This window comes from Bacillus sp. UNCCL81 (assembly GCF_900112535.1).
In the GTDB taxonomy this organism is placed as follows: Bacteria; Bacillota; Bacilli; order Bacillales; family Bacillaceae_G; genus Gottfriedia; species Gottfriedia luciferensis_B.
In genome coordinates, this window is the sequence record NZ_FOMF01000002.1 from 464,431 (window position 1) to 477,422 (window position 12,992).

Consider the following 12,992-nt stretch of genomic DNA (forward strand, 5'->3'; position numbering starts at 1 on the left):
ATATTTTAAATTTAACTCTCAAATAAATTAACTATAATCAACAGCCACAAGGAAAAAGAGATTCCTTGTGGCTTTTCTATTTTTACAGAAGTTTTTTTAAAGGAAAAAGTCTAAAAACATAGAATATTCTTAATTGTGTTTAATTTAAATTCTAATTACGCGTCCTTTTGGAAGGGAACCAATTAAGGAGGATAAGATGACAAATTTACTAGATATTACGATAGGGAAACTATTAGAAGAAAAAGCGAAATTACATCCTACTCATGAGGCTGTTGTCTATGCGGATAAAGGTTTAAGGATGAATTACGAACAATTTGAAAACCACTGTAGAGAAGTAGCAAAAGGTTTGATGAGTCTTAGAATTCAAAAAGGTGATCATATTGCAATATGGTCTTCAAATACACCAGAATGGCTTACTTCACAATTTGCAACTGGTAAAATGGGTGGAGTTCTTGTTACAGTAAACACGAATTATCGTACAGCGGAGCTAGAATATTTGTTAAAGCAATCTGATTCAACAACCATTATTTTAATGGATCAATATAAAGATTCTTCATATATTGAAATGCTTTATGAAATTATACCAGAATTAAAGGATGCTGTTCCTGGAGAACTTCATAGCAGCCGACTGCCATTTTTACGGAACGTAATTGTTCTTGGTGAGAAAAAATACCCTGGAACATTCTCATGGGAAGAGCTTATTTCCATGGCAAAAAATACATCAGACTTAGAGTTAGATAAGAGAATTGCATCAATGAGTCCGTATGATGTAATCAACATGCAATATACATCTGGAACGACTGGTTTCCCAAAAGGTGTAATGCTTACACACTCAAATATCGTCAATAATGGGTTTAATATTGCGAATTGTATGGAATTAACAAAGGCAGATCGTTTATGCATACCCGTGCCATTTTTCCATTGTTTTGGATGTGTTTTAGGTACCATGGCTTGTGTTACTGTTGGAGCAACGATGGTACCTGTTCAAGACTTTAGTCCAAAAAGAGTACTTCAAACAGTACAAGATGAAAAATGTACTGGATTACATGGAGTTCCTACAATGTTTATCGCGGAATTAAATGAACCTAATTTTTCTAAATATGATTTATCAACATTACGAACTGGAATTATGGCAGGTTCAAACTGTCCAATTGAAGTTATGAAGGCAGTAATCGAAAAAATGGGAATTACAGAGATTACAATTGCATATGGCCAAACCGAGTCTTCTCCAGTTATCACACAAACTAGAACGAATGATCCAATTGAGGTACGTGTTGAAACGGTTGGTAAGGCATTACCAAATGTTGAAGTGAAAATAGTAGAACCAGGCACTTCTAATGAAGTACCACGTGGGGTACAAGGTGAACTTTGTACTAGAGGTTATCATGTAATGAAAGGCTACTACAAAAATGAAGAAGCTACTCGTACTGCAATTGATGAAGATGGATGGTTACATACTGGAGATTTAGCGATCATGGATGAGAATGGCTATTGCAAAGTTACAGGTAGGCTCAAAGACATGATTATCCGTGGTGGGGAAAATATTTACCCTCGTGAAATTGAAGAATTTTTATATACTCACCCAGATGTGTTAGATGTTCAAGTTGTTGGAGTACCTGATCATGTGTACGGGGAAGAAGTAATGGCTTGGATTATACTTAAAGAAGGAATTAAAATTACACAAGAGGATATCCGAATGTACTGTAAGGGAAGAATTTCAAAACATAAAATTCCTCGATATATAGAATTTGTAAAAGAGTATCCTATGACTGCCTCAGGAAAAATACAGAAATTCCGACTTAGAGAGCAAGCAGTAGAAACTGCCTCAAAACAAGTTTAATTCAGCTGATTACATCATTGAAGAAATAGCAAAGTGAAATAGAAAGCTTTGCTATTTTTTCATTAAATATTTGTAAGGAATATTCAAATAATTAATTGGATTATGGTAAAATGTGGAGACAATAAATTTAAAGGGGATACAAATTTGAAAATACGAAAAAAGGAATCTTCATGGCAAACTTTTAAAATAATAGTCTATTCTTTTACAATCGCATTAATTGTTAAGATTTTTATTTTTTCACCCTTTATTGTTCAAGGTGCTTCGATGCAACCGACCCTACATAATCATGATTATTTGTTTGTTAACAAAGCCTCATTTCATATTTCATCAATAAATAGAGGCGAAGTTGTCATTATAAAAAAACAAAATGACCCTAAATATTATGTCAAAAGAATCATTGGTTTGCCAAGTGACAACGTTAATTTAACGAATGGACTCCTATATATTAATGGAAAACATATATCTGAAAACTATTTAAATGACCATTTAAAAAATGTCTACAAAGAATATCTTCAATTTAATCAAGTTAAAGTACCTAGCGGGTCCTATTTAGTCATGGGGGATAATCGACTAAATAGTAAAGATAGCAGAAATGGTTTAGGGTATATTAAACAGTCTGAAATAGTCGGTAAAGTTGAAGGAGTTTTTTTCCCTTTTAATCGAGTAAGAATAATGCAATAAATGGAAAAATAAAATGGATTAAATAGGGATCATTGAATTAGAAAAAAGGTTTTTCATTAAATTTTCATTTTCATTATATAAAGTAAAAAAGTAACAAAATTAATACTTACAGGTATTTTAAGCTTTATTTAAGGAAATAAATCTTAAATATAAGAATAAATTAATCAAAACTGAAAGTAGGAATATATAATGAAAAAAAGTGAAGAGCTGTTATTAGAGGAAGAAATTTCTCAATTAAAGAAGAATAATTGGTTATTAATGATCGTAGCGATCATCACGATACCTTTTTTAGTAATTAACATGTAATGAAGTAAAGCCTGGATTAGCTAGATACCAGGCTTTTATGCTGTTTAAAAGGAAATTGACTATGAAATAAGTAATTTCATGTTTTTAAGGCCCTTAATCTTCTTTTTCTAGTAATCTAAATGGACGACAATTTAATTGACTTCATACCTATCTGGGTATATAGTTCAAATTAACTAATGTAAAAATTTTACTAAGAAAGGAAAGATTTCTATGTCTTATGATGATCAAATAAAAAATAGAGTAAAAAGAATTGAAGGGCAGCTTAGAGGCATTTTAAAAATGATGGATGAGGATAAAGGATGTAAAGATGTTATCACTCAATTATCAGCAGTAAGAGCGGCAATGGATCGTACAATTGGAGTAATCGTAAGTACGAATCTTATTGAATGTGTAAGGCTTGCTGATGAAAATGGAGAAAATGCAGAAGAGCTAGTTAAAGAAGCAGTTAACTTATTAGTAAAAAGTAGATAAAAAACTTTCGTAAAACTGATCACTGGCCAAAAAATTTCTGAACATCAATTTTCTTGAAAGTAGGACTTTAATGGAATTTTTAAATATTCTAATCATCGTATTAATTGCTTATTTTCTAGTACAAACTTTTCTTCCAATCAAAGGGGTTAAGCAAATATCAACAAATGAATTAAAAAATGAATTGAAAAGTAAGGAAAAACAATTCATTGATGTTAGAACCTCTGCAGAATATAAAGGCAGACATATTAAAGAATTCAAAAATATTCCATTGCATTTGTTAAAGCAAAATATAAATCATCTATCAAAAGATAAAGAAACAATTATTATTTGCCAGAGTGGAATGAGAAGTAAAAAAGCATGTAAAGTTCTTAAAAAAATGGGTTATACCAATATTACAAATGTAAAAGGCGGAATGAGTACCTGGTCTTAATAAAGGAGAATAAATAATGAGAGAAATGACAGCAGAAAAACTTGAAGAGTTATTAAAGAATGGAAATTCACTTAATATTATTGATGTTCGCGAGGCGGATGAAGTAGCTAACGGAATGATCCCAGGTGCGACGCATATTCCACTTGGTTTAATCGAATTTCGCATGGCAGATCTAGATAAAAATAATGAATACATCGTTGTATGTCATGCTGGTGGCAGAAGTAGTCGAGCAGTACAGTTTTTAGAAAGTCACGGTTTTAATGTTGTGAATATGACTGGCGGTATGCTTGCTTGGACAGGCGAAATTGAATAAACGATTTGATCAAAATTGCTTATAAAAGAATATAGGCAATTTTTTTTATATGTATGGATAGATCAGAATAAACACTGGTTTATTTGTAGGAGAAAGTGAAAAAGGATGTAAATATCTATGCATAAGAATTCATTAGTAAGTAAAATAGCCAGAAACTGAGTAATAGTACCTTATAAAGGGTTCATGGGTATTTAAAAAGCAAGACACTGAGGTTTAGTACCTTATAGCTTATAGGGTGTTCATGAGGAAGTAAAAAGAGATAAAGCAGAGATATAGTACCTCATATATGGTTCATGAGGAAGTAAAAAGTGAAAAAGCTATGCTATAGTACCTCATATGATTCTTTCATAAACTTTTATTAAAATACACAATAAATCGGACTAGCTATTGACATAAAAAACAGAATATTCTTATAATTAATTAAAATCTAATGTAACAAAAAACAGTAATTAATAGAAAGTTTACCTTTGTCTCGTTTAACTTATTTGAACGATTTACTTTTAATCTACTAAAAAGGGTGTTCAGATGAATCAAGTTAATGAATTAGAAAGCTTTCCGTATCCGTTTAAAGAGGAGTTTTATCGTTACTCTAATAATTCTATTCTATTAGATCCACCTGTAAGCATCGAGATTACTCCTAAATATGAGAATGAAATAAAATTAAAAAGAAGCTTATTACACAATTCACCTAACCATTGTTATCAGGCACTTCCTACTAGTTTTGATGGGCAATGGGAAATTGTAGAATTAGTTTTAGATCATTTAATAAGGTACTATCCAAACTATTTTGAAGTTCATAAGGGGCATGAATATTGGACTATTTATAATAAGCTTCTGATGGAGGAGGAACGATTTAGCTTTGGGGATCGAACTTCTGTTTTAGGAAAGCCTTTGAATTTCATAGGTAGGCACGTACAAGAGGATTTAATTTATATGAGTCAACGAGATGGCGATTTATTTTTAGATGCTGGACATCTTTGTTTCCCTTCTAATTGGTCACTTACTTTTAAACTAGGGATGAGATTTAAAGAGATTCATCAGCCAATCCCTATGTTTAGTGAAAAATCATTGGATGATCGAATTCTGCGTTTCTTAAAAAATATTGAACAAGGAGCTCCTTGGACTCGTAAAAATTGGTCATTAATGGCAGGGGAAAGATTAGATACTTCGTTAGAAACATTTGATCTATGGGGGAAAGATAGACAAAAAGTTACAGCTGATAATGTAGGGAGTTTTGTTCACTTACGTGTTGAAGTTCAAAAGTTATTTAGGCTGGCTGCTAGTAATGGGCTCCTTTTTACGATTCATACTCACTTATTACCATTAGAGCAATTAACTTTAAATAAGGTATGGTTAGAGCAATTTTATAAAATTCTATGTGAATTACCGGATTTCATTTTAGATTATAAAGGAATCTCTTCATATAAAAAAGAAGTAATAACATATTTAAAAAATAAACTTGATGAAGTTGGGTAGAATGCGATGAATAATTTAATAGTTGAAGAAGCTAGTTTTATAGATGGAAAAAGAAAATACTTAATCTGTTCGAATCATAGAGGGAGGGCGTTAATCCAGCCAATTTTAGAAAAGTTACTTGAGAAAAATTATTCTTTTGATTTTGTCTTCATCGGATTTGATTCAAGTCCTGAACAATTGCAAAATAATCTTAAAACTTGGTTGCAAAGTCAGAAAATGGGTAGCTATTTATATATAGCACTTAGTAAAGAAGAGCTTAAAAATTTACGGCCGATTATAGAGGATGTTGGATTTTTTGAGGATGAAGTACAATATGTTGGTTATGGTGAATTGAACTCGAAGGTTTTTTGTTGTCGATGTCATAGTTTAACTGAATTAAAAAATTTAGAAATTGGGAAAGAAGTTCAATGTCAAAACTGTCATTTATTACTTTCAGTTTCTGACCATTATTCTGTTCATTATGACGCATATTTAGGAAATATCGCTAAATTGTAGATGGGAGTGAATGGATTGATTGAGAATACGATACTAGTTCGTGTTAATGAAATAAAGCAAATAACACAACAGGTTAAAGAGTTTAGTTTTATTCCAATTGATGAATTTAATCTTACAACTTTTAGTGGAGGTTCTCATATTAATACATATGTTGCTACAGAAAATGAGATTATTTGCAGACCTTATTCTTTAGTTCATCATTCACTTATTGATAACACCTATAAAATCGCCATCCATTTAAGTTCGGAATCAAAGGGCGGTTCAAAATATTGGCATGAACGAATTAAAATAGGTGATCGATTACGGATTAGCTATCCAAAAAATCATTTTCCATTAAGTTTAAGAGCAAAACATCATGTGTTTTATGCAGCGGGTATTGGGATAACGCCATTTTTATCGATGATGAAAGAATTAAAAAGTAAAAATAAGTCTTTTGAACTTCACTATACTTCGGCAACAAAATCAAGTAGTGCATTTTATGACTTTTTAAATGAATTTTATAAAGAAGAGACTACATTTTACTTTACGAAAGAGCTTAATTCTAGTCGGATAAAAGTTGAAACGCTTTTAGACCATTCAATCGGTACTCATGTATATTTTTGTGGTCCTAATCGGTTCATTTCTCAATTTAATGAATCAGCTTATGCATTTGGCTATCCGAAATCAAGTGTCCATATTGAGGTTTTTACACCACAATTATTGGCTAGCTCTAGACCTTTTGAGATAGTACTTTCGAATGGTACTACAAAACAAGTTCCCGTCGATAAAACTTTATTAGATGTTTTACTTGATGAGGGCTTAAAAGTACCCTATTCCTGTAGAGTTGGTAGATGTGGGACATGCGAAGTTAATGTAATCGATGGTCAAATTGAGCATCACGATTTCTTATTGGATGAGGATCAAAGAAAAAGTAATAAAACGATTTTAACGTGTGTCTCTAGGGCAAAATCAAATCAAATAATCCTTGAGATATAGCGTTCAATTTTAGTAAAACAGCTAGACTACCTATTTAATTGGGTAGACTAGCTGTTTTATTTTTAGTAAAAAATAATGTCAAAATATATTTACAAGTAAGAGCATTTAAAAAATACGTAATTTTCATAATTTTAGAGGATTTTTGAAAGAGTATGTCGAAATTTTAATTATTCTTTGCATTTATATTCTTAATGAAAAGAAAAATCGACTTTATTACATAGATAAATTCGATGATCTAATTTATTTTTACATCTTATTAAATTAAGAGTTAAAGAAAGGAGTGGCTTTATACATGTCAGAAAATACGAAAACTTCGAACCATAACTTGGAAGAGAATTTATTTGCTGAATTTCCAAAGCCTACTGTACAAGAGTGGAGAGATGTTGTTGAAAAATCCTTAAAAGGAGCCACTATTGAGGAAAAGCTAGTAACAAAAACGTATGAAGAAATAATTTTGAAGCCGATGTATGGGGAAGAAGATATTGCTAACTTTCCTTATTTAAACGCTCAACCAGGAGAATTTCCTTATGTTAGAGGTACAAGTGAACAAGGTTATCTAGAAAAACCATGGGAAATTAGTCAGGAATTAGATTGTTCAACGCCTGAGGAGTTCAACCGTATTGCTAAACATGATTTAGACAAAGGGCAAACGATGTTAAAGATTCAACTTAACGAATCTTTCCAAACAAATAATGATTTAAATAAAGGGTTAATCTTAACATCTATTAATGATGTTAGAGTAGCCTTTCAAAATATAAATTTAGAGGAAGTTCCTTTATATATTGAAACAGTTAACGGCGGGCAAGCATTTTTTGGATCATTTATCGCATATTTGCAACAACAAAATTACGATTTTAATAAAATAAATGGATTTATTGGAATGGATCCGATCAGTCATTTAGTGAAAGAAGGGACACTTCCGTATTCTATTGAAAATGCTTACAAAATGATGGCTGAGATCACCAAATGGTCAGTTAGACATACGCCAAATTTAAGAAATATTTTAGTGCAGTCACATCCTTATCACGATGCTGGAGGAAATGCAGTGCAAGAATTAGCATTTGCTATTTCAACTGGATTAGAGTATCTACGTGAAATGGATAACCAACAAATTCCGCTTGATGATGCAGCGACGAAAATACTTTTCTCGTTTTCTGTCGGATCGAACTTCTTTATGGAAATAGCAAAATTAAGAGCAGCTAGAATGATTTGGGCAAGAATGATGAAAGAATTAGGTGGCAATGAAGCTTCCCAAAAAATGACTATTCATTCTCGTACATCGACGTGGACGAAAACGATTTATGATCCTTATGTCAATATACTTAGAGGAACTGTTGAAGCTTTTGCAGGAGTAATTGGAGGAACTGACTCACTTCATATTTCACCATTCGATGAATCGATTAAATCATCTGATGAATTTTCTAGACGTATTGCAAGAAATACACATTTAATTCTTGAAAAAGAATCAAATTTATCAAAAGTCACTGATCCAGCTGGTGGTTCTTGGTATATTGAATCACTTACTTACTCTTTGGCTGAAAAAGCATGGGAACTATTCCAAAAAATTGAAGAAAAAGGTGGAATGGTAAAGGCAATACAAGAAGGCTTCCCACAAGCTTTAGTTAGACAGATTGCAGAAGAAAAGTCGGGCAACATAAAAAATAGAAAAGATAAATTTATTGGGACTAATATCTATCCAAATCTGAATGAAACAGGGTTAGAGAAAAAAGAATTGGATCATAGAGAAGTTGAGGGGAATAAAGAAAACTTCGAGAGCAGTTCAGATCATTTTATCTTACAAAGTGGTTGTTCAGTTGAAGATATCATTGATGCAGCAAGTAATGGCGCAACAATAACGAGTATTTTAAATGCAATGAATTTAATAGAATCAGAACTTCCTAGCGTTAATCAATTAAACATACATCGTGGTGCACAACCTTATGAATCATTGCGCCAAAATTCTCAAAGCTATAAAAATAGTACAGGTGAATTTCCAACTGTATTTGTAGCTAATTTTGGACAAGTTGCAGCATATAAACCTCGAACGGACTTTGTAACTGATTTTTTTGAAGTTGGAGGATTTAAGGTGCTTCAAAATAAAGGCTTTGCATCAATTGATGAAATAATTGTCTCATTTAAAAAATCAGAATCGACAATTGTTGTCATTTGTTCAACTGATGATCAATATTCAGCAGTTGTACCTTCTATAACAAATCAGATTAAAACAATTAATCCGAATGCAAAAGTACTTTTAGCAGGGAAGCCGTCGATCGATGATATGAAATTATATAAAGAAGTTGGAATTGATGATTTCATTCATATTAATGTAAATAATTTCGAGAAGTTGCAAAATCTTCAAAAGGATGGAGGGATTACGAAATGAACAAACTAACAGACTTTACAAAGATGCCATTTAATACAACATTTTCAGCACCAAATATAGCACCTCCTAAACCGATGCAAGTTAATCATGATGATTGGAAAACTTTAGAACAAATAGATGTAAAACCATTATATGATTCGACTGATCTAAATCAGATGGAACATTTAGGTTACGTTTCTGGAATTGCTCCGTTTTTACGTGGACCTTACCCTGCGATGTATATAAACAAGCCTTGGACAATTCGTCAATATGCCGGCTTTTCAACTGCAGAAGAAAGTAATGCATTTTATCGAAGAAATTTAGCTGCTGGTCAAAAAGGTTTATCGATTGCGTTTGATTTAGCCACTCACCGTGGATATGATTCAGATCATCCTCGTGTTGAAGGGGATGTTGGAAAAGCAGGGGTTGCAATTGATTCAATCCTTGATATGAAAATTTTATTTGATGGTATTCCTTTAGATAAAATGTCAGTTTCAATGACAATGAATGGTGCAGTACTTCCTGTTTTAGCATTTTATATTGTTGCTGCTGAAGAACAAGGGGTAGATCAATCACAGCTTACAGGAACGATTCAAAACGATATTTTGAAAGAATATATGGTGAGAAATACTTATATTTATCCGCCAGAAGCATCAATGCGTATTATCGCTGATATTTTTTCTTATACTTCACAACATATGCCAAAATTCAACAGCATCAGTATATCTGGTTACCATATGCAAGAAGCAGGGGCTACTGCAGATATCGAATTAGGCTATACTTTGGCAAATGGACTGGAATATGTTCGAACTGGTTTAAAAGCGGGAATCGATATTGATTCGTTTGCACCTCGTTTATCATTTTTCTGGGGAATCGGAATGAACTATTTCATGGAAATTGCAAAAATGAGAGCAGCACGTCTACTTTGGGCTAAATTGATCAAATCATTTGATCCAAAGAAAGAAAAATCTATGGCGCTAAGAACACATTCACAAACATCCGGTTGGAGTTTAACTGAACAAGATCCATTTAATAATGTGACTCGTACATGTATTGAAGCGATGGCTGCTGTGTTAGGACATACGCAATCACTTCATACGAATGCTTTAGATGAAGCAATTGCATTACCAACTGATTTCTCTGCTCGTATTGCCCGAAATACGCAGCTTTATTTACAAGAAGAAACTGGAATTTGTAAAGTAGTGGACCCTTGGGGAGGCTCATATTACGTAGAATCGTTAACAAATGAATTAGTTCAAAAAGCTTGGGCACATATTAAAGAGGTTGAATCATTAGGTGGTATGGCAAAAGCGATTGAAACTGGTTTACCAAAGATGAGAATCGAAGAAGCAGCAGCAAGACGTCAAGCTCACATCGATTCAGGTAAAGAAACAATTATTGGCGTTAATAAATACCGTCTTGAAAAAGAAGATCCATTAGATGTTTTAGAAGTCGACAATACTGCTGTTCGTGAAGCGCAAATTTTGCGATTACAAGAGCTTCGAGCAACTAGAGATGAAGCGAAAGTTCAGTCAACATTAGCCGCAATTACTGAGGCAGCGGAGTCTGGGGAAGGTAATTTGTTAGCGCTTGCAATTGAGGCTGCTAGAGCACGTGCAACTTTAGGTGAAATCTCAGATGCTTATGAAAAAGTAGTAGGGAGACATAAAGCTGTTATTCGTTCAATCATGGGCGTTTACAGTGCGGAATACGGTGAAAAAGATGAAATAGAAATTGTACGTAAAATGGCTGATGATTTTGAAGAAAAAGAAGGTCGTCGTCCTCGTATTATGATTGCTAAACTAGGACAAGACGGTCATGATCGTGGAGCGAAAGTAATTGCTACAGCATTTGCTGATTTAGGCTTTGATGTAGATATCGGTCCGCTATTCCAAACACCAGCGGAAACGGCACTTCAAGCAGTAGAAAATGATGTTCATGTTATCGGAATGAGCTCTTTAGCAGGAGGCCATAAAACGCTACTTCCACAATTAATGGAAGAATTAAAAAAACTAGGTCGACCAGACATTGTTCTTGTTGCTGGAGGGGTAATACCTGCAGGAGATTATGAGTTTTTATTAAAGAACGGAGCGGCAGCAATCTTCGGACCAGGTACTGTTATCCCAGTTGCGGCACAAAAGGTTATTGAAGAAATTAATCGCCGACTTGAGGATTCGATTTAAATGGATCACGAAAACAAAAGAAAGAAAAAGCTTTCAGAAGACGACTATGTAAATGGAGTACTTGAAGGCAATCGAACTATTTTAGCCCAAACAATTACCCTTATAGAAAGTAATTCGTCAGCACATATGAATTCTGCACAAAATGTGTTGACTAGGTTACTTCCTCATTCAGGTCGTTCGATCCGGATTGGAATAACTGGGGTTCCAGGTGCCGGTAAAAGTAGTTTAATAGAAAGCTTTGGAACATATTTGTGTGAACAAGGACATAAAGTAGCCGTTTTAACAATTGACCCAAGTAGCACAATTACAAAAGGTAGTATTTTAGGAGACAAAACAAGAATGGATTCACTTTCAAAGAATCCGAATGCATTTATTAGGCCTTCTGCATCAGGTGGTTCTCTTGGTGGGATTGCACGTAAAACACGAGAATCTATGCTAGTGTGCGAAGCAGCAGGCTATGACGTGATTTTAATCGAAACTGTCGGTGTTGGACAAAGTGAAGTACAGGTTCGTTCAATGGTAGATTTTTTTCTTTTAGTCATGCTAACTGGGGCTGGAGACGAGTTACAAGGAATTAAAAAAGGCATCATGGAACTTGCAGATTCAATTGTTATCAATAAAGCCGATGGACAAAACAAATTAAAGGCCAAAGCGGCTAAGGCTGAATTTAATCGAATACTTCACTTATTACAGCCTTCCACTCCAGGTTGGTCTAGTAAAGCATATACAGCTTCCGCGTTACTAGGTGAAGGTATTGAAGAAATATGGAATGAAATTAATGCGTTTAAAAATTTAACAACTGAATCTGGCTATTTTTCTTTGCGCCGTCAAAAACAAATGATTGATTGGATGTACAACATGGTTTTTGAACAGTTGAAACTAAGTTTTATGAATCATGAAAGTGTAAAACTAAATTTAAAATCGATTGAAAGCTCAATTGTAAATGGAGAATTAACAGCAACTTCAGCTGCAAACTATTTATTATCCATTTTTGAAAGCAATAGGAAGGAGCCATTGTAATGCATGAGACTAGTCCAAAAAAAATTAATCATATTGGAATTGCAGTAAGAGATTTAGAAACTTCTATTCAATTGTATACGAATGTACTTGGCTTAAAACTTAAAGGAATTGAAACAGTTGAAAGTGAAAAAGTACGAGTAGCATTTATCGAAATCGGAGAAGTGAAAATTGAACTTTTAGAAGCAACTAGTCCAGAAAGCCCAATCGCAAAGTTTATTGAGAAAAAAGGCGAAGGAATTCACCATATCGCATTAGAAACAGAAAACTGTGAGAAACAGCTTGAAATGATGAAAGAACACGGAATTAAACTTATAAATGAAGTTCCAAAAAAGGGGGCGCATGATAGCCTAGTCGCTTTCCTTCATCCAAATTCAACGAATAAAGTATTGTTTGAGCTATGCCAACCATCATCTAGTGCTACTAAGAAAGGAAGTTGAATA

At 33.3% G+C, this 12,992-nt stretch carries 12 protein-coding genes; all 12 read left to right on the forward strand.

Annotation, left to right across the window (positions count from 1 at the left end; all coding sequences use genetic code 11):
* The first annotated feature begins 196 nt into the window (after positions 1–196).
* A complete protein-coding gene (locus tag BM319_RS02425) occupies positions 197–1,840 on the forward strand; it encodes an AMP-binding protein (RefSeq protein ID WP_091021202.1) in 1,644 nt (547 codons plus the stop codon).
* 144 nt (positions 1,841–1,984) lie between these two features.
* Positions 1,985–2,521 carry a signal peptidase I gene (lepB, locus tag BM319_RS02430; protein WP_286143662.1) on the forward strand — a complete coding sequence of 179 codons (537 nt, stop codon included), beginning with the start codon at positions 1,985–1,987 and terminating at the stop codon, positions 2,519–2,521.
* Positions 2,522–3,037: 516 nt separating this feature from the next.
* The gene (locus tag BM319_RS02435; RefSeq protein ID WP_069032150.1) at positions 3,038–3,298 is read left to right on the forward strand and encodes a metal-sensitive transcriptional regulator; all 261 of its coding nucleotides are present in this window, start codon (positions 3,038–3,040) and stop codon (positions 3,296–3,298) included.
* Positions 3,299–3,368: 70 nt separating this feature from the next.
* Positions 3,369–3,728 carry a rhodanese-like domain-containing protein gene (locus BM319_RS02440; protein ID WP_069032151.1) on the forward strand — a complete coding sequence of 120 codons (360 nt, stop codon included), beginning with the start codon at positions 3,369–3,371 and terminating at the stop codon, positions 3,726–3,728.
* Between the two features lie 16 nt (positions 3,729–3,744).
* Entirely contained in the window at positions 3,745–4,041 is a 297-nt protein-coding gene (locus BM319_RS02445; protein ID WP_069032152.1) for a rhodanese-like domain-containing protein, read from the forward strand.
* A 525-nt stretch (positions 4,042–4,566) separates the two neighbouring features.
* The gene (locus BM319_RS02450) at positions 4,567–5,517 is read left to right on the forward strand and encodes a heme-dependent oxidative N-demethylase family protein (RefSeq protein WP_091021204.1); all 951 of its coding nucleotides are present in this window, start codon (positions 4,567–4,569) and stop codon (positions 5,515–5,517) included.
* Between the two features lie 6 nt (positions 5,518–5,523).
* The gene (locus BM319_RS02455) at positions 5,524–6,012 is read left to right on the forward strand and encodes a dimethylamine monooxygenase subunit DmmA family protein (protein ID WP_069032154.1); all 489 of its coding nucleotides are present in this window, start codon (positions 5,524–5,526) and stop codon (positions 6,010–6,012) included.
* Positions 6,013–6,018: 6 nt separating this feature from the next.
* Positions 6,019–6,987: a PDR/VanB family oxidoreductase gene (locus BM319_RS02460; protein WP_286143663.1), complete on the forward strand. Its 969-nt coding sequence runs from the start codon at positions 6,019–6,021 to the stop codon at positions 6,985–6,987.
* 292 nt (positions 6,988–7,279) lie between these two features.
* Positions 7,280–9,370, forward strand: coding sequence for a methylmalonyl-CoA mutase family protein (locus BM319_RS02465; RefSeq protein WP_091021206.1), 2,091 nt, complete (start codon positions 7,280–7,282; stop codon positions 9,368–9,370).
* Complete coding sequence (gene scpA / locus BM319_RS02470; RefSeq protein ID WP_091021207.1) at positions 9,367–11,532, forward strand: methylmalonyl-CoA mutase; 2,166 nt, start codon at positions 9,367–9,369, stop codon at positions 11,530–11,532. The genes BM319_RS02465 and scpA overlap by 4 nt, the downstream gene beginning before the upstream one ends.
* Complete coding sequence (gene meaB, locus BM319_RS02475) at positions 11,533–12,552, forward strand: methylmalonyl Co-A mutase-associated GTPase MeaB (RefSeq protein WP_069032158.1); 1,020 nt, start codon at positions 11,533–11,535, stop codon at positions 12,550–12,552. It begins immediately after the preceding gene.
* Complete coding sequence (gene mce / locus BM319_RS02480) at positions 12,552–12,989, forward strand: methylmalonyl-CoA epimerase (RefSeq protein WP_069032159.1); 438 nt, start codon at positions 12,552–12,554, stop codon at positions 12,987–12,989. The genes meaB and mce overlap by 1 nt, the downstream gene beginning before the upstream one ends.
* Positions 12,990–12,992: the final 3 nt, after the last annotated feature.